The 25,808-nt window shown below is 29.5% G+C and carries 22 protein-coding genes and 4 pseudogenes; 15 read left to right on the top strand and 11 right to left on the bottom strand.

What is annotated here, in order from left to right:
• Window positions 1-109 precede the first annotated feature (109 nt).
• The 3 genes from L987_RS12240 to L987_RS12230 form a co-directional block, all read right to left on the bottom strand.
• Entirely contained in the window at window positions 110-373 is a 264-nt protein-coding gene (locus tag L987_RS12240) for a hypothetical protein (protein WP_047505043.1), read from the bottom strand.
• A gap of 65 nt (window positions 374-438) precedes the next feature.
• On the bottom strand, window positions 439-2,229 hold the full coding sequence (cch1, locus tag L987_RS12235) for a cassette chromosome replicative helicase (protein ID WP_047505041.1): 1,791 nt from the start codon (window positions 2,227-2,229) through the stop codon (window positions 439-441).
• Window positions 2,230-2,354: 125 nt separating this feature from the next.
• Window positions 2,355-3,782 carry a DUF6038 family protein gene (locus L987_RS12230; protein ID WP_047505038.1) on the bottom strand — a complete coding sequence of 476 codons (1,428 nt, stop codon included), beginning with the start codon at window positions 3,780-3,782 and terminating at the stop codon, window positions 2,355-2,357.
• A 428-nt stretch (window positions 3,783-4,210) separates the two neighbouring features.
• Here L987_RS12230 and L987_RS12225 point away from each other — a divergent pair, with 428 nt between their 5' ends.
• From L987_RS12225 to isaB, 7 genes and pseudogenes are all read left to right on the top strand, one after another.
• A complete protein-coding gene (locus L987_RS12225; RefSeq protein ID WP_047505035.1) occupies window positions 4,211-4,420 on the top strand; it encodes a PD-(D/E)XK nuclease family protein in 210 nt (69 codons plus the stop codon).
• A gap of 158 nt (window positions 4,421-4,578) precedes the next feature.
• Window positions 4,579-5,652 (top strand): hypothetical protein, encoded by a 1,074-nt coding sequence (locus L987_RS12220; protein ID WP_047505032.1) that lies wholly within the window; start codon window positions 4,579-4,581, stop codon window positions 5,650-5,652.
• 34 nt (window positions 5,653-5,686) lie between these two features.
• The gene (locus tag L987_RS12215) at window positions 5,687-6,436 is read left to right on the top strand and encodes a hypothetical protein (protein ID WP_047505030.1); all 750 of its coding nucleotides are present in this window, start codon (window positions 5,687-5,689) and stop codon (window positions 6,434-6,436) included.
• A 40-nt stretch (window positions 6,437-6,476) separates the two neighbouring features.
• Window positions 6,477-7,452, top strand: a pseudogene (locus L987_RS12210) (DUF1002 domain-containing protein).
• 267 nt (window positions 7,453-7,719) lie between these two features.
• Complete coding sequence (gene galU / locus L987_RS12205) at window positions 7,720-8,586, top strand: UTP--glucose-1-phosphate uridylyltransferase GalU (RefSeq protein ID WP_047505028.1); 867 nt, start codon at window positions 7,720-7,722, stop codon at window positions 8,584-8,586.
• A 15-nt stretch (window positions 8,587-8,601) separates the two neighbouring features.
• On the top strand, window positions 8,602-11,628 hold the full coding sequence (locus L987_RS12200; protein WP_081979851.1) for a CDP-glycerol glycerophosphotransferase family protein: 3,027 nt from the start codon (window positions 8,602-8,604) through the stop codon (window positions 11,626-11,628).
• Window positions 11,629-11,741: 113 nt separating this feature from the next.
• A complete protein-coding gene (gene isaB / locus L987_RS12195; protein ID WP_047505023.1) occupies window positions 11,742-12,284 on the top strand; it encodes an immunodominant staphylococcal antigen IsaB family protein in 543 nt (180 codons plus the stop codon).
• Window positions 12,285-12,466: 182 nt separating this feature from the next.
• Here the strand turns inward: isaB and L987_RS14255 are convergent, their stop codons facing one another.
• The 7 genes and pseudogenes from L987_RS14255 to L987_RS12175 form a co-directional block, all read right to left on the bottom strand.
• On the bottom strand, window positions 12,467-12,697 hold the full coding sequence (locus tag L987_RS14255; protein WP_231558607.1) for a hypothetical protein: 231 nt from the start codon (window positions 12,695-12,697) through the stop codon (window positions 12,467-12,469).
• Window positions 12,698-12,751: 54 nt separating this feature from the next.
• Window positions 12,752-13,081: a hypothetical protein gene (locus L987_RS14250; protein ID WP_231558606.1), complete on the bottom strand. Its 330-nt coding sequence runs from the start codon at window positions 13,079-13,081 to the stop codon at window positions 12,752-12,754.
• On the bottom strand, window positions 13,081-13,368 hold the full coding sequence (locus tag L987_RS14245; RefSeq protein WP_231558605.1) for a hypothetical protein: 288 nt from the start codon (window positions 13,366-13,368) through the stop codon (window positions 13,081-13,083). Before L987_RS14245 ends, L987_RS14250 begins: the two co-directional genes overlap by 1 nt.
• Before the next feature lie 23 nt (window positions 13,369-13,391).
• A complete protein-coding gene (locus L987_RS12185; protein WP_047505020.1) occupies window positions 13,392-14,069 on the bottom strand; it encodes an ABC transporter ATP-binding protein in 678 nt (225 codons plus the stop codon).
• 349 nt (window positions 14,070-14,418) lie between these two features.
• Window positions 14,419-14,922: pseudogene (locus L987_RS12180) on the bottom strand (DUF927 domain-containing protein); the annotation flags it as partial.
• A pseudogene (locus L987_RS13980) lies at window positions 14,922-15,053 on the bottom strand (cassette chromosome ssDNA-binding protein); the annotation flags it as partial. The pseudogenes L987_RS13980 and L987_RS12180, both read right to left, overlap by 1 nt.
• 200 nt (window positions 15,054-15,253) lie before the next feature.
• Window positions 15,254-16,258: a hypothetical protein gene (locus L987_RS12175; RefSeq protein ID WP_052191009.1), complete on the bottom strand. Its 1,005-nt coding sequence runs from the start codon at window positions 16,256-16,258 to the stop codon at window positions 15,254-15,256.
• A gap of 105 nt (window positions 16,259-16,363) precedes the next feature.
• On the opposite strand from L987_RS12175, the gene L987_RS12170 reads away from it, so the two are divergent.
• From L987_RS12170 to L987_RS12150, 5 genes are all read left to right on the top strand, one after another.
• Window positions 16,364-17,014 carry a DEAD/DEAH box helicase gene (locus L987_RS12170; RefSeq protein WP_047505014.1) on the top strand — a complete coding sequence of 217 codons (651 nt, stop codon included), beginning with the start codon at window positions 16,364-16,366 and terminating at the stop codon, window positions 17,012-17,014.
• Window positions 17,015-17,031: 17 nt separating this feature from the next.
• Window positions 17,032-18,294 carry an ATP-dependent DNA helicase gene (locus L987_RS14240; protein ID WP_047505011.1) on the top strand — a complete coding sequence of 421 codons (1,263 nt, stop codon included), beginning with the start codon at window positions 17,032-17,034 and terminating at the stop codon, window positions 18,292-18,294.
• Between the two features lie 55 nt (window positions 18,295-18,349).
• Window positions 18,350-19,321, top strand: a complete 972-nt coding sequence (locus L987_RS12160) for a hypothetical protein (RefSeq protein WP_047505006.1) — start codon at window positions 18,350-18,352, stop codon at window positions 19,319-19,321.
• A 151-nt stretch (window positions 19,322-19,472) separates the two neighbouring features.
• Entirely contained in the window at window positions 19,473-20,396 is a 924-nt protein-coding gene (locus tag L987_RS12155; protein ID WP_047505003.1) for a hypothetical protein, read from the top strand.
• A 78-nt stretch (window positions 20,397-20,474) separates the two neighbouring features.
• Window positions 20,475-21,347: a hypothetical protein gene (locus tag L987_RS12150; RefSeq protein WP_052191007.1), complete on the top strand. Its 873-nt coding sequence runs from the start codon at window positions 20,475-20,477 to the stop codon at window positions 21,345-21,347.
• A gap of 460 nt (window positions 21,348-21,807) precedes the next feature.
• Here L987_RS12150 and L987_RS12145 read toward each other — a convergent pair.
• A pseudogene (locus tag L987_RS12145) lies at window positions 21,808-22,059 on the bottom strand (VOC family protein); the annotation flags it as partial.
• On the opposite strand from L987_RS12145, the gene L987_RS14420 reads away from it, so the two are divergent.
• From L987_RS14420 to L987_RS12125, 3 genes are all read left to right on the top strand, one after another.
• Entirely contained in the window at window positions 22,054-22,428 is a 375-nt protein-coding gene (locus L987_RS14420) for a hypothetical protein (protein ID WP_443027615.1), read from the top strand. The pseudogene L987_RS12145 and the gene L987_RS14420 sit on opposite strands and share 6 nt — an antisense overlap.
• Before the next feature lie 19 nt (window positions 22,429-22,447).
• A complete protein-coding gene (locus L987_RS14235; RefSeq protein ID WP_231558604.1) occupies window positions 22,448-22,999 on the top strand; it encodes a hypothetical protein in 552 nt (183 codons plus the stop codon).
• A 418-nt stretch (window positions 23,000-23,417) separates the two neighbouring features.
• Window positions 23,418-25,808, top strand: a 2,391-nt coding sequence (locus L987_RS12125) for an Ig-like domain-containing protein (RefSeq protein ID WP_047504999.1), incomplete at its 3' end; no start/stop codon positions are given.

The raw sequence follows: 25,808 nt of genomic DNA, 5'->3' as shown, positions 1-25,808 counted from the left end.
CACCAGTGAGGTGTTGGGCGTTATTATTAGTCATCAGAGTGATTGATTTCTTCAATCACTAAATCAGCGAGTAATGTGATTAATTCGTCCAATGAAAAGACCTCCGATTCTATAAAATATTTAAGGATTTGATAATATGATAAACAGTCATTCTGTCGTCTCTTGTACTTTTCACAAAGAAATTAGTGAGAGCTACCTCATTCATAAATTCAGGGTGCAATTTATAAAGTATCAAGAGCTTACGTTGTGTCTCAGTTAACGTATAGGATTCTATATCATAGTCATGATCAATATAGTTTACGACTAATTGTTGATTCTCTAATTCGACCAAAGAGCATAATGTGTATTGTGTTAATTTGAATTTAGTATTCATTTTAATTTCCTCCAAGTATTTGATTAAGTAAGCTACAACAGCCTTTAGGGTGTTATAGCGATATTTTATAATCCTAAATCGTCATTTGCTTCGAATTGTTTAGCTTTCGTTACAAAATCTTCTAGCAAATTTTTATTTGTATTATCAACGAATGGTGGTGGTATACTAGGTTCTGTTTTAGAACTCAAACCAAACATTGAAGCATAAGTCATATCTAGCTTAAGATGGTAAAAGACAATAGTCTTCTTTTTGCCATTAGAATCTGGGACACTACGTTTTGTTGTTTTACGGTTGCGGTCAGATTGGATATAACCTTTGTCTCGTAAAGCATCAATTACAGTATTTACATCTTGGAATTGGTTTTCATCAAGCATGTTTTTAAAGACATTGGCAATCATTTTCACTTGAATGTGATCGTCTTTGAGTTCAATAAGCCCATAATTTTCAATCATCGTTGAGAGTTTTTCATCTTCAGAGAATTTCCCCCGATTTTGCGCTACAAACTGAACAATGACCTCGATAGATTTCTCTGCTAGTGAGCGTTCTGAAACTGACTCCAAATGATAACTAACCAAGTATTCTCTTAATGCATCCATATCGAGAGGTATAGCAATAACACGCTCGAATATACGAGCAGATGTCGTAATTACTGCATAGCGTTTGAACATACGAATACCAGTATTACTCGTTTCATTTTTTAGTTGGCTTTTGAACCAATCATGTTCCGCATGAAACCATTTAATTACTTCGTCTTCACGTTTTAAAAGATATTCAGCTACTAATGGCATGATATGGCCATAATTGACCGATGTAGCCCTTTTAATTGCATCTGCATTGTCAGCACTCGTCGTAAAAGCTTCTGATATTTCAATGGTACGAACATTTAATCCATCATTACGTGCACTATTATTTAAAACACTGTGTTCTGCCGTACTTATCACTGAGGTCCCCCAATTTTTGAGTGCTTTGACATTACCATCTATATTAGATCGTTGTCGGCCTTGTCCTTCTGCCAGACTGTACAACAACCCGGTAGTGTCTTTGAAGGTTGCAGCCGATAATTCGTCCAATACGATAGGCAAACCATAATTGCTACTTAAATATCCTTCAAGCGCGTTTCTAGTACCATTCCATGATCTAAACAGGGTATTACTACCTTTAGTAGGGTTGCCGGCTATTGAAACAGCTAAAGCAGCTGCAGTCGATTTACCTGTGCTTGAATTTCCCATAAATGAGAATATGGTTCCCGCAAACTCGACCTCATGTCTTGTTTTTAGGAACGCAGTAACTAATGAAGAAGCAGCAAATACTACTGCAAGTTCTAGTAGTAAGTTCCCTTTAACTTGTTTTAAGTACATCTCCCACCAGCCTTTGAAAGTACCTTTTGGTTGTAAATCATAGTGTGTTTCACAAATGATTTCATTAGCTTGAGATTGCTCTATTTCTTTTGAAAAGTATGGTTTATCCAATGAAATGACCATACCTTCATCATCAGACTGTAATACACCTACGCCGGTATATAATTTAGATAATGGAAGTGACTGGCGCATCGATTGTAACGCATAGCTTAATGATTTAATGTACCGTTCATTGATGTTGAAGCCGTACTTAATCAATCCAGGTAGCTTGAAAGATGTTAAGATATCCGATGCTTCAATACGTTCAATATTTTTTCCATCTGTAATAATCAACTTCTCAACCCCTGTAGACGGGTCGAGAAATTTATTTTCAATAATGATGGGAGTAGACAATTGAATGATTTTTTCTACATCATTGTTACTTTTAGGTGGAATCACTTCATAAAAGCCATTTGAATTTAAAAAATATGGATATTGCTTGAATATGTTGTTAGTCATAATAAATCTCTCCTTTGCTATATAAGCATTAAATTTGTGTTGCTAAATACATATTAAAGGAGAATTAAACGCAAAAAAGGAGGTCGTCCATAAACAAAAAAAATGGACGACCTCCTTTGGTAGTGCTATTCAAATTTTAAATTGTCTAAGGTTTCACTTAGAGTTTTTGCGATAGACCAACTAGATAAATCATTGACTTGTTTACTGACGATTTCGTCTTTAATTTGAGTAGATTTTATTTCTTCAAATAAGTGGAAAGCGTTCGTTAATTCGGTAATGTTTATTTTTGAAAGTGGCTCAATATCTTCATTAAATGAATATTTATCTAATAAAAGATGAATTCGATACAAGTCATTTAAGAAGCTCTCTACTTGATTTGGACTCATACCATCATCAATATAAGATTGGCGATTAGTATAAAATAGGTTAGAAAATTTAGATAATGACAAATAAAATTCTTTATAAATATTGAGAAACTTATCGTTTGATATTAATGGCTTGGAGCTACTTATTATATTGTCTAGACGTGATTCAAAATTTTGTAAATCAAAAGTACTGTTTTTATATTGATTTATAGTATTAATAATTCTTTGATAGTTAGAAAATAAGTCGTTTTCAATACTGAGAAAGTATCCATTAACGTTGAATGGGTATTTTACAATTTCTTTTTTTCTTAATTTTTCACGGATTTTCGATTCATCATTTTGTATATCATCAGTCACAATTTTATGATTGATTCTTTTATTCAAACTTGGAAGGTAGAGTTTGTTTAATATATCAATAATGAAAAAATCTAATAATTTGTTATCAGTACGTTCACTATACTCATCTATAGTTGGCTCATTTGATATATATCTAGCTACTTCATGATTTACATTTGAATACTTGGAATCATCAGGTTCTACTTGGTTGTATATAATAAAATTTTCGGGATTGTTTTCTTTATTATATTGATGAGCTTTATATAATTGCTTGAAATTGAAGTCATTATCAAATGTCATATTATCTTCCATTAATGTTTCAAACAGTAACTCGTCAATTCTATGTGCTAATTTTCTATATAATTTTGAACTCTTATCTAAATCTAGAGAATTTGTATAATTAAAAAATGAAGACAATGCATCATTACACTTTGACTGAGCACTAAGCCATTCTAAAGTAAAAGAATAGTTTTCAGATGCATAAATTTGCGCTTTTAATGCATCATTTTTAATATTATCAATTGAATCGCTGATATTAGTAATATAGCTAATAAATTGACTATTATTTTTCTTTAATGCTTCCTCTCTTAAATCTATGTCATCAAATTTTTTAGCAGATGTTGGAACAGGAAAGTCCTCAATAGTGTTTAGCAAAATTTTAAATAACTCTAATTCAAATAAGTTAAAGCTGTAACCGCTATTGCTTGCTGATGAATTGGATTTGTATCTATTGATATCTAACTTATAAACTCGTTCGAGCTTATCCATACTATTCTTAAACATTTTTTCACTTAAGTTACATTCTTTCATTAAATCTTTTCCTGTAAAATATTTATAATTTTCAAAATTCAAAATGATAGTCCTTTCAAACCGTCTTTACTGGTTATGTTTACTTTAATTATATTATAAAGTAAAATTTCAATTAGTTATAAGAAAATGGGTGTTCTTTTAAGATCTAGGCTACTGTAGAATCATTTTTGAAGATTTTACAAGAGAATTACGTTATGAGGATAATCTTTATTCAGAAATTACTAATAGAAGTTTTTCTAATAAAAAATGATGATACTTAAAAAATTCTAAAAGCAAAGTACTAGAAAGAAATCGTATGACAAAATATTATAAAAAGATTTGCGATGATATGAGTTATAAACAACGCTTATTAAATATTAAGAAACATTAGCCAAATAAGGTATACTTTGAACGATTAATATAGACATATAAATATTTAGATTTAATAATAGACAAAATTAATTATTATTGTGTTAGAGGGTGGACTTCAGGTGGATAATGATGAAAAATTATTAGTTGAGTTTTTAAAAGATGTAGATATATTAAATGAAATTGAAGCAAATGTAGATAATTTTAATGTGTTTGAAATATTAGGCACAATCAATACAGAAATTAGACATAGTAATATGCTTGCTTGGTTGTTCAATCCAAATGAGGTACATGGCTTGAATGATTTATTCATTAATAATTATAACATTTAAATTGTTATGGAAATACAGACAAACAAATTAATCATTTGTTATTGCAGTGTTTTTATATTGATATTATTAAGTATAGTATATTTTTATTTTATTGTATTTTACAACACCTTGTTTTTTGGTAGCATTGAAAGTGAAGCTTACATAAGGGAGATGTAATAATGAAATTTAGAAAATTAGGGATGTTAGGTTTGTCTTCTTTTATTATTTTAAGTGCTTGTGGTCAAAATACAGACGATAGTCATAAAAAAGACAATGGTCAAACACAGGAAAGGGATAAAAAATCAGATGCAACTGAAAATCAATCAAATGATGAAGTAGCAGAAAACAATCAAAATACAAAGAATCAATCTCAAGGTGAGTCTAATGCTGCAAAAACAACAAATGAAACTAATAGCCAAAATAGTCAACCTATAACAATTGATGAAGCAAAATCTATCGCTTTTAACTCCGAAGACATACTCAATTTCACTCAAAATAAAGATGAACTAATTTACAATAAAGATAAAAGTAATAATGATGAAATTTTTATTGAAACACCTTTTGGTGGGATAAACGAATCCGTTAAGCATCACGCAATTATAGATAGAAATACAGGAAAAATTATCAAAACGGGTGGTGCTATTACCTCTCCAGATGGACCTATAAAAGCTAAAAATGGTTATATAGACAAAGATATCTATAATTCAACTACTGATTTTTACAATACTTACGTATACAAAAAAGGAATGCCTGAGTTTGAAACTGCTACTTCTGATGTTCCAGAACAAAAATATAAAGAACTTTCAAACATCGTAGGTAATTATTGGCAAAAAGAACAAGGATATGACAATGAGTCAAATCAATCAACATCAAATAACAACCAGTCTCAAAATGAAAAAGAGAATAATCAAACAAGTGATGATAGTAAACAATCAACGAAAAAAGATGCAAAAGTTGACCAAAACCGAGAGAACATTGAAACAAATAATGATGAATCCAATCAAAAACAAAATAATGAAGAACAGCAAGAAAATAGTAACGAGGAAGCTTCGCAAAATGAGGAACGTGAGGATCCAAATCAACAAATAGAACAACCATCTAGCGAAGATAAGCAAAACCCAGATGCAGCACAAGAAAATAATAACGAAAACAATGATGAAAATACTGATGGTAACAACTATGAAAATGAACAATCTCAAGATGTAGAATCAAAAAGCTCAGAAAATGACAAAGAAACTTCAAACGCTTCATAAATATAAAAATATTATTATCAAAAGGAGTCTTTAATTGGTTAGTGTTACACAAAGAATTTCACAAATTAAACAACACCGTGGTGGGTATTTAAACATAAAATCATTTGAAGTTAAGCAACTAGAACCAGAAACACTTATAGATACAAAATATGAAAATATAGCACCTCAAACAATTGGTTTAGTCGTAGACTACCTTACTCGTATGGTTATAAATCAAGACAAAGAAAAATCATTTGCCATATCGTTAACTGGCGCAAAATTAGCTGGGGAATTACAAACAGCCGAATCATTGTTAAAAGATATTAATGATAATGATGATCTATCTATTATTAAAGCATGTCAATTGGTAAATTACGATATGGTATATAGAGCAGGAAGCATGCCTAAAGAATTTAAAATTCCAGATCAAGACACAATTAATAATATAAAATCACTTATAAACAGAAGTCTTTCATTTTTTAATCAAATTGGTGAAGTTAAAATGGATGGTTTCACATTTGAGGGTGGTTATACAAGCATTATTGATACTGGAGATGGAGACTTTCTAACTGAAGATACTTTGTGGGATTTTAAAGTTTCAAAACAACTACCACAGAAAAACAGTACGCTTCAATTAGTGATATATTATTTAATGGGTAAGGCATCTCAAAAGCCTACCTTTGAGAATATACGTTACATTGGTATTTATAATCCAAGATTCAACCAAATTTATAAATATGATATGACACAGGCTGATTCAGAAATGATTGAAACAATCCAAAAACATGTTATTGGATACGATTAATATAAATATATGAAATATTTTAAGGGATGGTTTATTGAAAATGAAAAAAACATTAACTAGTTTAGCAGTAGCTACATTATTGTTATCAGCAACAGGAGTTGTTAAAGCAGCTGATAATAAAGAGGATTGGGATGAACCTGTTTTTATTAAAGGCGCTGACTTAGAAGGGCAAGATTTACAACAAACTGAGAATGATCTAGGCGTTGATGATAAATATGAAACTTATAATGTTAACGTCAATGATGTGAGTAATTATATCCCAAACAGCAGTAATCTAAGTTATATTTATTCAAGTGCAATAATTGAACATAAAAAATGGGGTAAAGGTGTTGATGTGAAAATTGATACACCAGATAACATTACAAAAGTGACATCTGAACAATATCAAAATGATGCAATTACGGCAGGAATTAAAAATGCAGAAATACATATAGCTTCTGTAGAACCAGTAACGGGTGAAGGTGCTTTAGCAGGTATTTATAAATCTTATGAAAAAAAGGTAACGACCTAAACACTGAAGATATTCAAAATTCAAATCAAGAAATGAATGATTTAGGTACAATTTCGGAAGAAAATAAAGGTAAAGATGGGTATTCAGATGAAGCTTTGAATGCTTCTATAGCAGATATTAAAGAACAACTTGCCGATATTAAACAAAATCAAGATAAACAAATCACGCAACAACAAGTTGAAGACACTGTTAATAAAGTCCTCGATGAGCGTGGGTTATCAGAGATATTATCAGATAATCAAATTCAAATGATTAATAATAATATGATTAATGTGGCAAACTCTAATGCCTTAACTTCCGATCCTAAAGCATTTAAACAAAATGCTAAAGATGTATTAAAAAATATTGAAAAAACTCAGATGATTTATTGAATAAAGGGAAGGATAAAGCCAAAGATTTGAGTACAGAAGAAAATAGAAATCTTCTTCAACGCATATGGGACGGTATTGTGGAAATTATTCAATCTATCATTCAATTTTTCTCTAATCTGTTAAATAAGTTATAAACAGAGAAATCTTAATTTGGATATTTTAAAGATGTAATCTCAATACAAAGATTCATGTAAATAGAGTTCATTTTTATTATTAAAAGAAATTCAAAATGTATTAAATGTCACTTTATGTTTTCTATTAAATTTTGTTATACTAAAAAAGATGTCTTTTTATTCAAGTATAATATTTAAGAAAGTTTTTATTGATTATTAAGTATAAGATCTATTGATAAAAATTTGGGCTTTTTATAAGTGATTTTAAATGATAAAGGGAGGAAATAAATTATGAAAATTAAAAAGGCAATAATACCAGCGGCGGGGCTAGGTACAAGATTTTTACCAGCAACTAAGGCGATGCCTAAAGAAATGTTACCTATTTTAGATAAGCCTACTATCCAATATATAGTAGAAGAAGCAGTAGCAGCGGGAATTGAAGATATTATTATAGTTACAGGTAAGCATAAACGTGCGATTGAAGATCATTTCGATAACCAAAAAGAATTAGAAATGGTATTACAGGAAAAAGGGAAAAATGACCTATTAGAAAAGGTTCAATACTCAACAGATTTAGCTAACATCTTCTATGTTCGTCAAAAAGAGCAAAAAGGTTTAGGCCATGCCATTCATACAGCACGTCAATTCATTGGAAATGAACCATTCGCTGTATTATTAGGTGATGACATTGTGGAATCAGACACACCAGCAATTAAACAATTGATGGATGTTTACGATGAAACAGGTAAATCCGTAATTGGTGTTCAAGAAGTAGCTGAAGAAGACACACACCGTTACGGTATTATCGATCCATTAGAAAAATCGGGTTTACGTTATGAAGTTAATAAATTCGTAGAAAAACCAAAACAAGGTACAGCACCATCTAATTTAGCGATTATGGGACGCTATGTACTAACACCTGAAATCTTTGATTATCTTGAAACACAAGAAGAAGGTGCAGGTAACGAAATTCAATTAACAGATGCAATTGAACGTATGAACGCCGAAAGCCAAGTATACGCATACGATTTCGAAGGTGATCGTTACGATGTCGGTGAAAAACTAGGCTTCGTTAAAACAACGATTGAATATGCATTAAAAAACGAAGATATGAAAGACGATGTGAAAAAATATATTAGAGAATTGAATTTTTAATATTAGGAGAAAAAAATTGAAAAAAGTAGATATAAAAAAAAGATTGATAATTACAAAAAGAATAAAGGTAAATTTTGTTATATAAAGAATCGAAGAAAGAAAAAGATACAAAAAAACTATTTTGTATTAGAATCCACTCATGGTGATTCGGTAGGTGGACATATTTTTTATCTTATTGATGAAATCCAAAAGCAAGTTGAAAAAAGTAAAATTTTCATCGTTTCTAAAAAACCAGACAAGCATAAAAAATTGCTTGATGAAAAAGGGATTTCTAACATTCATATGGTGAAACATTTATCAGAAGAATATTATGAATTGATGGCGGTTTCTGAGTATTTAATCAATGATACAACATTTTATCCATTCTTCAGTAAAAGAGAAGGACAAAAATATTATATTATTTGGCATGGTACACCATTAAAAAATATGGGGAAAGATATGGAAGTAGTCGTAGATGTTGCTAATGTCCAACGAAACTTCTACATGGCTGACAAAATCATTGTAAGTAATGAACATACTAAAGACGTTTTAGTAGATTCACATAATTTAAAAAATATCTATCCAGGTAAAGTAGTTGTCGGACCATCACCTAGAAATAGCGTGTTTTATAATCAGGAATTACGAGAAGTTATTAGAAAAAACTTAGGTCTAGAGAATAAAAAAGTGATAAGTTACATGCCGACATGGAGAGGAACAGTAGGTAAGGTAAAAAAATCAACAGAAGTCGAAAAAATGCTCAACTACTTAGATAAATTTTTAGATGACAATACTATATTATTTGTTAAACTTCATGATTTAGAAAAAAATAGTATAAAAAATACGTATAGAAATATACGATTCTTCCCAGAAAACTTTGAAACATATGAATTCTTAACTGCTACAGACGCTTTAATAACAGACTATTCATCAGTGATGTACGATTATTTGAACATGGATAAACCTGTCATTCTATATACATATGACTTAGATGAATACGCCAATACAAGAGGAATGTATGAGGATTTAACAGATTATCCATTTATTAATACAGATACCTTAGAAGAATTAGAAAAGGTTATTAATAAAATTGAACCAACCACTGATTACACTGAAATGAAAAATAGATTCACTAAATACGATAGCCAAGCAGGCGCCTATAAAATAACTAATAATATATTGAATGATTATACGGATGATTCAATCATAGAATATGATATACACAACGGAAAAGAAACTGTAGCCATTCTTAGCGGGGGCTTTTGGAATAATGGTGTAACGACGGCACTTATCAATACTTTGGAAAATGTTGACACCTCTCAACGAAACTATATATGCTTTTTTGAAAAATCTAAGGTGAAACCAGACCACTATTATAGATTGCTAAATCTTCCAGAAAATGTACTTTTTTATCCTACAACCGGGGAATTAAATGGTAATTTATATGATCGGATGTTAGTTAAAAAGTATTTATGGGATGAAAATTATTCTGCAAAAGCTAGGAAAAACCAATTAAAACGACTCTATAGTGAAGAATTCAAACGATTATTCGGAGATGTAAAAATAGATTGGATGATTCATTATACTGGTTTTGAACGAAAAGAAGCCGAGATGATGAGACATATAGATGCTAAAACAGCTATATGGGTGCATACTGATATGTTTGAAGAATATAAAGCAAAACGTAATTTTAGTAAAAAGATTGTATTTGGCGCATATAAAGATGTGGATAAGATTGTTTTGGTACATAATAATTTAAGAGAGAATCTAGTGAACAATATCAAAGGTATTAGTCATAAAATGACAACTGTGAATAATTTCTTAGGAGAAAATAGAACTCGAAATCTTGGTAATGAAGATTTGTTTGAATCATTAGAGGGTGTTAAGGTCGATTATTCTTTTAATGACAATGCATATAAATCTAAGAACCAAATTCATCTAGAGAACTTTAAAGATGAAATTCAAACTCTATTAAATGAAATTAAAAATAAGAAAAATATAAACTATAAGTTAGTCATAGATAAAATTATTGAAATCAGCTCAACATACAAGCTTAGTGACTATTTAACTCATGTCGTTAATAAAGAGATTGAAATGATTAATGAGTCTATACACAGACTTCAAGGTATATTTAATGATAATGAAGATTTGGTATATGAACTAGCATTTGAAGATTTTGTATCAGCTATACTTCCTACATTAAAAGATAAAGAAGACGAACTGCACTTTGATTTTCCTGAGTTAAACGATCGAATAGAACAATATAGAGATAGTGAAATCGATGAAAATGAAGATTTGAGTAATGATGCAATTAATCAACCTCGACAACAACTATCTCCAAAAGTTGAAAAATTAATTTTAGATAGTTATCAAACTTTAAAAAAAGAAAAAGATTTATCAGCTAAATATGATCATTTATTTGGTAAACAGTTTGAAAAAGTGTCTAACTATATGAATCACTCAGTTTTAGATAATGAAAATCAGTTATCTAAAAAACCAATATTTGATTTTTACAATCACTTTAGAATTTCTAAAGTGAAACTTTTAAATGCTATATATGATGAAAATATTAAGGTTTACATTAATATAGGACGATATGATTATCAAAAAGGACACGATAAATTAATTGAGGCATTCGAAGATTTATATGAAATCAATCAAAATATATTCTTAGTTTTAGTTTGTCCGCATGGTCCACTAAAAAGTAAAACGATTAATAGGGTTAGAAATTCATCGGCTAGGGAAAGTATCGTCCTTTTAGGTGGAATGAATAATCCATACCCACTATTATCGAAATGTGATGCATTTGTGTTATCATCAAATTACGAGGGATTAGGATTGGTTGTATACGAAGCATTAGCGCTAGAAACAGATGTAATCACTGTAGATCTTCCAGAAACAATTCAATACTTAGAAGAAGATAAAGCCATTATTGTAGATAATAATGCGAAAGGAATCTATAACGGTTTATATAAACATAGATATAATCAATATGAAATTAAATCATTTAATTTCGAACCATTTAGACAATCGTCTATTAAGGAATTTGAAGAAGTCTTTAAATAATTCATATAGACATACAGTCATTGCTAACCATCAACTGGGGAAGATAGGTCTCCGATTATCAAGTTATTGTTACATTAAATGTATCAATATACTTAGTGTAAAGGAGAATGAATATGAAGTTAATTCGATGGTCAGGTCTCGTATTAATTTGTACTTTAACTGTGATACCGATGAATGGTTCAGCATATGCGCAAACTAATCAAACAAATATGTCATCAGTACATACTGATATCCATGATATTCAGTTTGAAAAATCTGGAAATGTCGGTAATCACGCACAATTTTTACTTGATGAATCGTTTCTAAAATCACTAGATAAAGGAACTGTTTCATTTAATGGTTACCAAGTTGTATCAAATGATGATGGAAAATCAACGTATAACAAGCAAGTGTTTGATCAAGATATCACAGTTATTGATTCCCATTCAGCATCGAGTGTGAGATTTTCAGTAGCAAATCCAAGTGTGTCATTACAACAGATGAAGGACGTATATGATTCATCAAAGTTAAAACATATTCCCCATACAAGTAATGATGCACAATATCCTGATGATGGTATTTATGTTTATCAAGGTGATGCTACAAGGTTACAATTTGTAGTTAAAAAGGGCTATGTATCAACTGTAACAGTCGGTAAAGTGAATGCAGAAGGATAAGGTAAGGGTAAGTCTGCGGTTTGTCTAAGGGTAGATTATTATATTTTAAAAAGAATCTAAATGAAGAAACATTAATATAAAATCCTCAACTTGTGGTATCAACAATATTGAAAAGTGTGAATCAATCATCACTCTAGATTCAATGGTGTTCATCCATTTAAGTTGAGGATATTTTTATTATATTACTCGGTGTCTTTCATGCCTTCTTGCATAGCAATATAAGCACAGTTACCAAAGTCAACTTGAGCTTGTTGGAATGGTAAAGTATTGACACTAATGACTTTATGGTTTTTGTGTTTATCATGTATTAAAGGAGAGAAGTTATAATACGCTAAGTAGTTGGGATGTTCGTCATCTTTGCTACTTTCTAGAAACATGGAAACATTTGTGATTGGAAGTGCTTTGTATTTCATTTGAGCTACACTATAAGAAACAGGGTGTGGATTTTTAAGCGATATTAAATCGTTTTATTTCTTAATTTTTTCTCCGTCTTTTTGTGATATAGCATCTTTAAAAGAAACGTGGTATAAACCTGGTTCTACTGATGCATATACTAACTTACCGTCTTTGTATTTTGTTAAAATTTCTGTATAAAATTCTGGGTAATTTGTGTCACGAACTTTTTCTTTAGAACCGGTGACATACCAATAATTTACTTGTTTAATACCATCTTCACCTGAGTCGATTTTTTGTCGTTTGACCCCTTTTTTATCTTTGAAAAATGCGTCAACGTCATTAACAGATGAGCCTTTAGACTCCTTAGTATATTTATAATCAGCAAGTTCAACTTTATCCATTAATTTTTATAGTCTTTCCAACCTTGCATACCTTTTTCATTAGTGAACGTTTTTTCTGTCATTATTGGATCTAATTTATCAAGGATTGGCACAGATTGATATTTACTATATTTTTTCTGAGCTATTTTATAAGCTTCGGTATTATCATCGTATTCTTTAAAACGTTCAATTTTACTTTTAGCTTCAGATTTATGATGGTCTTCTTTGTTTTTCGAATCATCTTCATGACTACAACCAGTTAAACTCAAAGCAATTACCAAAATAAAAATACTCATTAATTTTTTCATAAGTCTTTTCCACTTTTATTAAGTTATGAATTGAGCGCATTTTCATCATTTTCATAAGTCATCCCTTTGTCTTCGAGAACATGTCGATAGAATGGATTTTGACCGATAATTTTAATGTGGTCAGCTAATACTTCAACTTCATCCAAGTGGTGTGTGGTCATAATAATTAAACATTGAGATTTTAATTGTTCCAATAAATGATGGATAGCATATCTAGATTCTAAATCAATACCTACAGTTGGTTCGTCTAGAATTAAAATCTTAGGTTGGCTAAGTAGTCCGATTAATATATTGATTTTTCTTTTATTACCACCAGATAGCTTCGAAACTTTAGCTTTGGTTTCATCAAAATTGAGTTGTTTTAAATAACTTTGAATCGTCTCTTCTGCTATTGGATGTTCACATAATGATTTGAAAAATTGAATATTCTCTTCGACAGTCATATGTTCAAATAATGCGATGTCTTGTGGTACATAACCCACTAATTGTCTGATTTGACGTTTAGTTAATGCCTTTCCAAAATATTGAATGCTACCTGCATCGACCTTTTCAATACCAGCGATTAAGCGTAATAACGTAGACTTACCTGCACCATTTTCACCTAATAGAATCGTGATGAGATTGTTCTGAAATGTCATATTTAGTGAATCGAAAATGTGCTTCTTCTTATAATGTTTTGCTACGTGTTGAATGTCTATCATGTATATCACACTCCTTTATAATTGAATCCATATATAAATCACACTTAATACCATGGCATACACGATCGCCATAAATAGACGATGACTTAAGACATTTATAGTGCCATACCAAACTCGTAAACTACTAATATGATGATTGATTTCAAGTAAAACCATATACTTAAAGGTTGATGCATTCCTATACTAATGAGCACTAATATACAAAATAGAATAATGACATGTGTAATGATATAGGTACTATAAAGTTTGAGTTGACTATGATGAGTCAGAAATAATCGATGAAGTGGTGCATCTTGCTTAAGACGTTGATGTAATAGAATTTGAATCACACTGACCTATATCACAACGGCAAATACATTTGCCACCAGCCTTCAAATGTACCTTTAGGTTGTAAGTCATACTTTGTTTCACAAATGATTTCATCAGCCTGAGACTGCTCGATGTCTTTTGAAAGATATGGTTCATCTAATGAAATGACAGTACCTTCATCAGTACTTAAGACACCTACACCTGTATACAATGTAGAAATGGGCAGTGATTGACGCATTAATTGTAGTGCATTACCTAGCGATTTAATGTACTTTTCATTGATGCTGAACCCAAACATAACCAGTCTAGGTAACTTTTGTGTCGTTAGAATATCTGACGTTTCAATACGTTCAATATTTTTGCCATCCGTGATAGTCAATTTCTCAACCCCTGTAGTAGGGTCGAGAAATTTGTTTTCTATGACGATTGCACTAGATAAACGAATTATCTTATCTTCGTCATTTTTGTTTTTTGCTGGAATAAGTTCGTAACATCCAGTTGGATTTACCCAGTATGGATATTGCTCGAAGATGTTGTTAGTCATTAGTTGTTACCACCTTTCCAGTTATGTTTGTGAAGCTTTGGATTAGGTCCTGTCTTACGATAAACTAAGTTCCCGTTGCTATTCTTACCAATAATGACAAATGGAACATTTGGTGCGTGCTTTACAAAATATTTACCTTCGTACTTCATAATTATTTACCTCCGAATGTATTAATTTGTGTATCGGCCGAATACATATATAACTATATAGGTAATAGTGTGAAGAGTAAGTCTGTAAAATAGACTTGAAAATTCCAGACAAAAATTTGGAAGAAATATATTGACAAAAAAAGAAGTGCCAATTTTCATCGGCACTTCTATAATGATGGTTACTATTTTGACTTGATATAAAAATATTCAGAATCATCAAGGTTATTTTTACCATTGATGTCCTTCTTTAAATGATAATTTAAAGCTTTTTTTAATTCAGAGATAAGTTTGTTGCGATTTTCTTTAGTGTACACTGGAGATTCGACTAACTCACTTTGATTTAATAATCTAATTATTAAGTCTTTCGGGGCAGATGCTTGAGTTTCTTTGCTAGTTAAATACTTCGCAAGGTTTACATCAATTTGGACACGGTGCTCTTGCTTTAGATAATCATTGTAGTTATAAGATTGATATATAGCTAATTTTGAATTAACTTCGTCACTAAGTTCAGCTAATTCATCAAGATAGTAATCCATTAAATCTAATTTTTGTGTATTATTCACATCTGGCGCTGTTAGTATATCAATAATTTTAGATTTTATACCGACTTCAATGTTTGAATTGACTAAGAAATATAAATAATAATTTGTCATTGCCGTTTCGTAATCAACAAAGTCTGTGATTTCAGTTTTAATAAAATAAAAAATATTTTCATTAATTTTATTTGTATATTCCAAATCTTTTTTATTGACTCCGTTTTTCAAAAAATGTATATACTCAGAGTTGTTTAACAATATATCATGTATAACAGATTTACTTTCAGATTTAAATGCATAAGATTTTCCAATTTTAAAGTTTTCAGAATCAATGCCTAGTGCAAGACAAAACTTTTTGAAATTTGCTGAAAAGTTAGTTTTAGTTGAAACAAATAAATCATGATCTTCCCATTTTTTTGGTATATTTTCGTCATCTGTATGATGGGTGTAATAAATACGTTCTACTTCAAGTTTAATTATATCATTGAGATTCAAAGGGTAATTTTCTTTATCACGATTGTTGTGATTGCTATCTAATTCCTCATAAGGTTTACTTGCTTGATTCATCACATCTTTTACATCTTTCGTATCCATATTTCCAATTATTGATTGCAATTCACGCCCCCAATTGCTGTTCATCAGATCACTCATTTCTTCATTTTCTTTTAATTATACTCTATTGAAATATAAATATTCACAGGGAACATAAGTTCTTTTTATGGTATAATATAAGAACTTAAGTTCTGGGGTGTGTCTGTGAATTATCAGAGGATTTATCAAGAAATTGATAAAGCAATACAAAATATGAGTAAAATGGGAATGGAGACTAGGGAAGGTCAAGAGAATCTTATGTATAGCGTTGGTGAAGCTTTTGAAAAGCATGAAAATGTTATTGTAGAAGCACAAGTAGGTATTGGCAAATCATTTGGCTACTTAATACCGGGGATTATAATTTCAATGGCTACTAATAAACCACTTATTGTTGCTAGTTCAACTATTCAATTAACTGAACAATTATCTAGTGATATAAAAAAAGTAGAAAATATACTTAACCTTGATATTGATTGTATAGTTGGCAAAGGGATTACAAATTATCCTTGTTTTAGAAAAATCCACGATAATTTAAAATCTGAAAAGTTAAATATAGCATTAGATATTGCTAATCGAGGTTTGACTAAGCAAGAAGTAAATAATTTACCGATAGATTGGGATGATATGAGAACTGATAGATGTATATATGAAAAATGTATTCATAGTAAAGATTGCTCTTTTTTGAAAATGAGAAATCAAATGGTAAAAGGAAATAATCATATTAGACTTAAAGGGTCTAAACCAAAAGTAATAATTGTTAATCAAAACCTACTTTTACAACATTATAAAAAAAAAAGACAGGTAAAAAGGGAATAATTTATGAAAATCCTTGTATGATTATTATTGATGAAGTACATAATTTGGAAGAAAACCAGCGTGATGCGTACACTACAAGTATTAAATCTTCTTATTGTATTAGTACTTTAAAAAGAGCAATAAATAAGGTTAACGGAAATCAACACGATTTTGAATGTGTGAGTGAGTTAAAGAGTTGGTTTAATAGCCAGTTAACTTATATAAAGTCTCACAATATGTATGAAAGTAATCAAGTTATAAATAGTGGAAGAATAAAGATTAATAAAAGTAATATTATTAACTTGGATAAGTTAATAGAAAATTTAGAAGAGTTAAAAAGCATGCTTGAATTAAAAAGTTTAGATACTTTTATTAGAAAACAAAAAGTGAATGATAATGAATTAGATGAAATAGAAAATATTATAAAAGCATTAGAAATTATAGCTACAAATGATGATGATTATGTTATATGGAGTGAAAAGTTATCTAATAATCAAATTAGAATATCGTATTGTCCTAGCAACCCCTCTAAAATATTAAATAAAACTTTATTTAATGGTGATAATATAGTTGCTTGCTTTTCAGCAACGATTACAAGTGATTCTAGTGAGATGGACGGATATTACTATATAATAGAAAGTATAGGATTTAATGGCTACCATGAAAATGTCGAAAAAAATGAGTTTCCATATGATGAAAGTAGGTTATACATTCCTTCGCAATTGCCAAATCATAATAAGCGAGATAATGAATACTATAAAGAAATAGCAAAGTATATTTACAATGTATCAATACATAACTCAGGAGGTACAATGGTTTTATTTATGGCCAAAGAAGATATTTTATTAGTATCTAGTGAGTTAAAAAAGCTAAACATCCAAAAGCGTCTTTATTTAGATAACGGCGAAGTAAGTCAAAATGAAATCATTCAAAACTTCAAAAAAACACATGGCATAATATTAGGCACTGGAGTGTTTTGGGAAGGGATTGATTTGAAAGAGAAAGATTTAACATCACTTATAATAGCAAGGTTACCATTTCCAGTTCCTGATCCAGTAATACAAAGAAAGATTGAATTACTGGGTGATAGTGAACAAGTATTAGTACCAGAGATGATTATGAAATTTAAACAAGGCACCGGTAGATTGATCAGAACATCAAAAGATAGAGGATTATTGACAATATTGGATTCAAGAATGAACAACAAAAATTACCGACATAGAGCATCAATATTAAATTCGATACCAATAAAAAATAAAATTGATGATTCCGATGTGATGAATTTTTTGAAATTATTATAGCTATATCATTTTATGCTGTATTTTAAAGTTTAACATTGAATATGGAGTGATTATTGTGAAATCATTTAAATTAATAAAGTATAATAAGATTTTATATGCTAACAAGAAGGTAAATAAGAAGAATAAATTAAAGATATCTAAGTCTTGTTTAGATTATAGTAATGGACTAACAAAAGCGATAAATAACAATTTGAATGTCATGAATAATATGAAATTACACCAGTTAGGTATAGTTAGTATTAAACCATATTTATCAAATGTTGAGAATAAAATGAGAAATGTTCAAACGTCTGTATCAAATATAAATAATTTGATAGAAGATACTATAGTGAAAGTAAATAGTGCTTTAAATGATAGCATCAAAGTTCATATAAATTTGATTAATAATATAACGGCCAATATCGATTTTAGTAAGTTACGAGAATCAATAAATTTATTAGAAGAAAGTTTAAAGTTATTCATTAAATATAGTAAGAAATACAGACTAAGCATGAAATTAGAATATTTTTCTGATTACTATGATATTTATCTTGAAAAAGACAAGATCACTGATGAAGATATTTATGTAACTTTTAAATCTCATTACGCGACCATAAAAAATAATCTCATTGAAAATGATTTTTACTATCCGAAGAGCTCTTATATCCATAGGATCATAGATAACTTTGAAAATAAGCGTTATACAGAAACTGCTATGCTTGCATTAGCATCTATTGATTATTTAACTATATATAGTGCGTATCAGGAAGAAAGAGAAGCCAATTATAAAAGTATAAATATGATTTTGAATAAAGATATACTCGATAATGAAGAAGAAATCGAACAAGTTATCATTGAATATACTGTTAAGCTGATAAAGGAATATTATGGTATTAATAATGATATAGATGATCCAGACTACATTAATAGGAATAGATTAATGCATGGTATTATGGATATTGAATCAATTAAGAAGATTGATTGTATAAAGCTTTTATATCTAATAGATGTATTGTCAATTATTAAAGTTGAGTTAGTGAAAGATTAGGAGTATTAACAGTCATTTTGTATTATAAGCATTTATGTACAACAACCGCATCACTACCCGATAAGAAGAGCCTACAACAAATAAAACTAAAAAGAGATTTTATGCAATATAATATGTGTTGAAATTATTGGATTGAATAGGAGGATTCGCATTGTTGATAACATTTGGCATAGTGTTATATTTAGTAGTATGCTTTTTTATAAATATAGAGATAATTTTATATTATGGTTTTTGGATTTTTTCGACCTATTTAAAAAATATAAATTTGTTAAATAGAAAAATTAAAGAATTTCGATTTAAATCATTTTTAGATGATGTTTTTGCTTCAGCACCAAATATTTTTTTGATAAACTCTTATGAAAAATTAATTGGCCTTATTATAGTCGTTTTAATTTTTATTATTAGAATACCATCACTTAGTATTGTATATCGATTTTTAATTATTGCACTTATGATCTACTTAATAATAAATATCTTTATAAGATTCTTGAAAGAAATGGATTCTGTGTCAAGGTTTTTGTTTGGTCAAATTATGATACCATGCTTTTTAATAATTATTTATATAGAAATTTTGCAAAGACAGTTACAAAGTGAGAATTTTAATATAAAACTCTACATATTAATGCTATTAACATTGATTCTTTGGCAATATATATCGATAAAAATTTATTATTTGGAAGAAGTGAAATATTTACAGCAATTAAATCTGATATTATGTTACGTTCAAATTATTATTACTACTTTACTCTTATTTATAGTTATTGGAGTTGGTTTTACCTTGTATAATGCGAGTATACAAGATATAAAACCAAATGAAGCAATACTGAATATTACTGAAAATAAAAATGCATATAGTATATTTATTGCTTTAATTGCATATGCAGTAGATAATTTAACAAATGAAATTGGAATATCGGTTGTGAAAAGTACTAATAATCATTTAATAGACAAAAGCAAAGTGATTTTCAGCATATTAAGTAAAGCTTTTGTATCGGTGTATGGGGTTTTAATTCTGGCTTTTGTAAGTAACACTTTAATTAATAAAAATAAGATAAATGATAATACAAAAAATTGATTTAAATGTTATTAAATATATTGTTTAAAAAATAACTTGATAGTATTAAAAATATAAAGCTGTAGAAAGAGGTACAGAATGACTAATTACAGAGAGGTAGAAAAGAATTTAGAGAGTTTAGATGAGTATGTATTACAAGATAAAATTAAGAATTTTAGAAAATTAGATTTAAAAAATATGAATTATGAAGATATAAACAATGAAATTTTTAACGTTTTATGTGATGAAGATAGTGGTTTTAGTTATATAGTTAATGGAGCGACTTATCAAAAGAATACAGAATTTTTTAGAGTAAGAACATTAAACGAGGATGTAAGATTAAATCAAATTATGCAAACTTCTCAGGATTTTTGGAATCCACCTGAAAATTTAGTGAGAAACTTTGGACGCTTAAATAAAATTGGAGAGTCCTTATTGTATACTACTCCTGGAAATCCACTTATTTGTATAAATGAATTAAAAATAGAACCTGGAAAATTTTTTGTGTTAATAAAGTATAGAGCGATAAAAGATATAAAAGTTAACATAATTGGTGGAGAATATAATTATGAAAGAATGAATATAAAAAGTAAAAAGGCAATATTTATCCATGAAATGATTAATAACTTTCTAAGGGAAGAATATAGTAGAGAAGTGGGTATTGGTACAGAGCACCTATATAAAACTTCAGAACTTATTGCAAAAAGCTTTTTTGATTTGCCTCCCGAAGAAATTCAGGATGCATGGGCTTATATTTCAACTATTGATAAGAAATCGTATAATGTTTGTTTTCGACCAGAAATTGCAAAAAAGAAATTGAAATTAGATGGGGCAATAGTTGCAAATATAGATGAGATGAATAATATTAAATGTTTTTGTGTTACTCCTGGTTATGATGAAGAAGATAAAAAGACATATTTTTATGAAATAGGTAGTGATTATCAAAAAAAGGTATTCCCAAACATTAAGTGATATTCTTTCTATATAAATTATCTTATAAGGGGTGAAAAAATTAACGTAATGAAAAAGATAAATATTTTGAAATATTGGATAAACATACAAAAATCACAAGTGAAGAACCTATACTAAAGAAACAGATGAGAATATAAATGGATATGTATTACACGTTGCGTTAGCAATAGATCCTATAAAAAAAGTATTAGATAATTTAAAAGTACAATCACTATAAAATATTAAATAGCTATGAATCACTACCACTACGTCAATCTGCAGTTGAAGTAATAAATACAATTATTAAAGGTCCAAACGGTGAAATCAGTGAATTATTAGAACCAGTAAAATTTTGACAGTATTATAAATAAGACTAAAAATAAGTTATGTATATATATAATCCTCTTACTCATTTTATGCGTAAGAGGATTTTTTATAAGAATGAGGATCATTAAATGTAATAGAACAATTGAAATTTGGTTTAATCTTTTCTCTTCGTAAATAAATGTAAAGAGATACCATATGGATCTTTTACATAACCATAACCTTCAGTATAGAACTCTGGACTAAATGCTTTTAATACCTCACTGCCTTTATCTATTAACTGATTATACACATGCTTAGTTTCATCTACGTGGTCAAAAGTGATACAAAGAGATATATTATTACCTTGGGTTATAGGTAAACCTTCAGTGTCATCCGCAATCATAATTTTTATATCTCCAAATTGAATGAAGAACTCAATACTAATGAAGTGCGAACAACAGAAGACGGTGAAGAAATTAAAAAAACTAAGAATGGCGTAGATTATACTGGTGAATTTGATTCTCCTGAAGAAGAGGAAGAGTTTGAAAAAGGTGTAATGGCCCAATCTGGTGGTGGAGCTACAAATGGAGAAAATACAGATGAAAGTTCACCTAAATATACAGCTGAAGATGCTAAAAACATGTCTGATGATGAATTCTTAGATGCATATAAAGAAGGCATGAGTGAAGAAGAAGCTGCCGCTGTTGATAGTAGAGCTGAAGGTTCTGGAGATTATATTGGTTATTTAAGAGGTCAAGTTGAAGCACGCGCCAATGGTCAAGGTGGCAATTATTAAATTTAAGGATGAATAAATCATGAAAAAATTATTAAGTATAATAACAATAATTGCTATTGTTGGCATATTAGCAGCTGTTGGATTTTTTGGATACAACGAGTATCAAGAAGTAGAGTTAGAGAAAAATAAATTACAAGCTCAGCAAAAAGAGAATGACGACAATAATTCTCATAATGTTAGTGAAATATCTAATAATGAGAATCAATCGAATGAAAGTCAAAATAATAGTCAAGCGCAAGAGAATGATGTTAGTCAAACAGTAAAAGTTCACGAAGGAAGTAGTGAAAGAACTGTGGATAAAGATGAATTTTCTGATTTGAAAGTGAATAGAGATAATGTGTTTGATTACGTCATAGCAGCTGTTAATCAAACTGATGGTGGAGATGCTTCTGTTATAAAATTTCAACAACCAGAATTTTCAGCACAAGATGATGGCTTATGGAGAATAGCAGCAAATAATAAGAGTGGTCACGGTTCATATACCTTTATTGTAGATCAAGATGGAACTGTTCAAATTTGGGATGGCTTGATGAATGAAAAAATTGAAGAACAAAAAGTCACATTAAACTAAAGGTAATGGAAATGTTATAGCACATCGTCAAAAACTTTAAAGCAAATAGGGAAAGTTGCATTAGCTTTCCCATTGGCAGCCTCAGGAATATTCGGTACAACAATAGCTCTAGGGTTAAGTTTGTCTGGAATAAAAAGGACTTTCTCATTTAAAGGAAAATTAATGAAAAGTATTACTGGTATTATAAATGATGTATTAGGTGACCCAATGAATTAAAATAATTTTAGGTAAATAACATGAAGATAGCCAAATTAATAATCCTAAGTAATACTCTAAATTTTTAAAATGTTTTTATTCTAAATTCATTAAAAAATGGTTGTATCTTTTTACTTAAAGTGTATAATTGGATGTACCATTATAAAAATAAATTTTTTAATTGAGGGTAATATACATAAATATTTAGAAAAAGGTGATGTTTATGGGAAAACATACTGAGAAACAAAGATTTTCAATTAGGAAATATACATTTGGAGCAGGTTCGGTTTTAATTGGTTTGAGCTTATCTTTTGCGGTTGATTCCGCTAAAGTAGAAGCAGCTGAAGCTAAAGCTAATATTCCATCAAGTATTGGACATATGACAGATAGTGAAAAAAATAATGATAAAGATGAAGTGGATGAAACCAATTCAAATAGTGACTTAAATGTGCAAGAGACTGCCAGTAACCAATCACAAAATTTAGACGGTCGTGTCGAGGAAACTCAAGAAGCAGCACGTGAAACGACAAATGGAAAAATATCAGTTGAGAAACAAGAGAAGCGTTCAGAAGAAACAAATTCAGAGCAAGATGTTGAAAGCACAGGAAATGGACGAGATAAAAAACAGAATATTAACACAAACGAGAATTATCAAGAAGTTTCAGCGAAACAAGAAGAAACTAATTCTTCAGATAGGAAAATAAATAAAAATAATAATGAAGAGATAGAAGAAAACGCGAAATCCAAAGTCCAGAATGAAGATGATGTAAACGAAAACACGAAGTATGAGGAACAGGACGAAGATGAAGTAAAAGAAAACGCGAAGTCTGAGAAACAGGACGAAGATGAAGTAAAAGAAAACGCGAAGTCTGAGAAACAGGGCGAAGATGAAGTAAAAGAAAACGCGAAGTCTGAGAAACAGGACAAAGATGAAGTAAAAGAAAACGCGAAGTCTGAGAAACAGAATGAAGACGAAGTGCAAAAAATTGCGAAGTTTGACGAACAAGATGAACTAAAAGAAAAAACTGGAACAAATTCAGAAAAAAATACTGCTGAAAATAATGAACAATCTGAAGAATCTAATGTAATAAATAATAAAATTACCGCTGATAAAATAATTGAACAAGTAACTACTGCAAATAATTCGGTACCTGAAAATAATGCACAAATTACTGCTAAAGAAACAGACAGCGGTTCATTAATTAGTTCTGATAATAAAAGCGGTAAAGTCATTTCTTTAGAAGATTTAAAAAATAAATCAGATGATAAAAATGTAGTCGAAAATAAGTTGAAAACAGCTAATTTAAAAATTAGAAGTCTAGCTGCGACAAATGCACAAGTAACTTCTATGAAGAATGAAGCAGCAGATACAACTGTTATTACTGGTAAAAATGTAAATGATTTAATCAAGACATCTAATGTTAAATATACAGATGGTACTTGGACAAAGGGTAAGCCATATTCAATCAGTTTTGATTTAGATGTTCCAAATGAAGTGAAGCGAAACGATTATTTTGAAGTGAAAATGCCTAAAGAACTTAAACCAACATCAGCTGACAGGGACAATGGTATCCTTTTAGGTGAAAATCAAAATAATATTTATGCAAAAGGTACATATAATGCAGAGGCAAATTCTTTTATATTTAAATTTACTGATAACGTAGAAAAGTATAAAGATAGAAAAGTAAATGTCTCACTTATGCAAATTATTAATTTTAAAACTACGCTTAAGTCTGGAAATTATAATCTCGAACTTAAAGTTGGGAATCAAATATTTGAAAATACTAAAACTATTGCTTTTAGTAGTGATGCTTCAACGTCAAATGTATTTCAAGAAACTGAAGTAGAAGGAAAAAAAGAAGGTTATCATCCATATAATACAACATATACGATAAACGCTAAAAACTACTCTATAAATAATGCTAATATTAAATTGACGCCGTATGTAGATAATAGTAAATCTCCAAACGCTATAAGTCAGTTTAATAAGAACGATACTAATATTACTATTTATAAAGTAAATGATGCTACAACTTTAAATGAGAGTGGTAGTGCTGAATACGTTGATAAAACAGATGTAACTTCACAATATACTCCTGTATATAACACCGACGGAACAATATCAATTAGCCTAAAAAATATAACCTCACCATATATAATTGTTGTTGACAGCAAAACCTCCAAACCTTTTGTAGCAGGAACATTTATTGAAAGTAAAATTAATTTGTCTGGGTCTAATTTAAGTAGTATTTCTAATACTAATAAAATAGGTAAAGCTGCCCCTTCTACAAGTAACTCTTCAGGTGTCATTGTATCTGATACAACGCCCCCAACGGTGGAAATAATTCCAGACCAAGAAAAAGAAGTGAAAACGCCGATTGAAACAATTACTATAAATGCAAAAGATGATAGTGATAAACCTGTGAGAAACGATGTATATGGGTTACCTGACGGAGTAATATTCGATTCAAAGACAAATACAATTAGTGGAACTCCAACAGAAGTAGGAGATTATAAAGTTACAATCATTACTTCAGATAGCACGTATAATGAAACAGAAACAACATTCACGATTACAGTAACGGATAAAACAGCACCAACGGTGGAAGCAATT

This window comes from Staphylococcus sp. ZWU0021, from assembly GCF_000798895.1.
GTDB classification, from domain to species: Bacteria; Bacillota; Bacilli; order Staphylococcales; family Staphylococcaceae; genus Staphylococcus; species Staphylococcus saprophyticus.
Note: the sequence above shows the minus strand (reverse complement) of the source record. Positions and strands in the feature narration are given on the sequence as shown.

Coding starts and splice junctions, on each gene's coding strand:
- L987_RS12240 (WP_047505043.1), bottom strand. CDS start 373: ATGAATACTAAATTCAAATTAACACAATACACATTATGCTCTTTGGTC.
- cch1 (WP_047505041.1), bottom strand. CDS start 2,229: ATGACTAACAACATATTCAAGCAATATCCATATTTTTTAAATTCAAAT.
- L987_RS12220 (WP_047505032.1), top strand. CDS start 4,579: ATGAAATTTAGAAAATTAGGGATGTTAGGTTTGTCTTCTTTTATTATT.
- isaB (WP_047505023.1), top strand. CDS start 11,742: ATGAAGTTAATTCGATGGTCAGGTCTCGTATTAATTTGTACTTTAACT.
- L987_RS14255 (WP_231558607.1), bottom strand. CDS start 12,697: ATGAAATACAAAGCACTTCCAATCACAAATGTTTCCATGTTTCTAGAA.
- L987_RS14250 (WP_231558606.1), bottom strand. CDS start 13,081: ATGGATAAAGTTGAACTTGCTGATTATAAATATACTAAGGAGTCTAAA.
- L987_RS14245 (WP_231558605.1), bottom strand. CDS start 13,368: ATGAAAAAATTAATGAGTATTTTTATTTTGGTAATTGCTTTGAGTTTA.
- L987_RS12185 (WP_047505020.1), bottom strand. CDS start 14,069: ATGATAGACATTCAACACGTAGCAAAACATTATAAGAAGAAGCACATT.
- L987_RS12175 (WP_052191009.1), bottom strand. CDS start 16,258: ATGAGTGATCTGATGAACAGCAATTGGGGGCGTGAATTGCAATCAATA.
- L987_RS14240 (WP_047505011.1), top strand. CDS start 17,032: ATGATTATTATTGATGAAGTACATAATTTGGAAGAAAACCAGCGTGAT.
- L987_RS12150 (WP_052191007.1), top strand. CDS start 20,475: ATGACTAATTACAGAGAGGTAGAAAAGAATTTAGAGAGTTTAGATGAG.
- L987_RS14235 (WP_231558604.1), top strand. CDS start 22,448: ATGAAAAAATTATTAAGTATAATAACAATAATTGCTATTGTTGGCATA.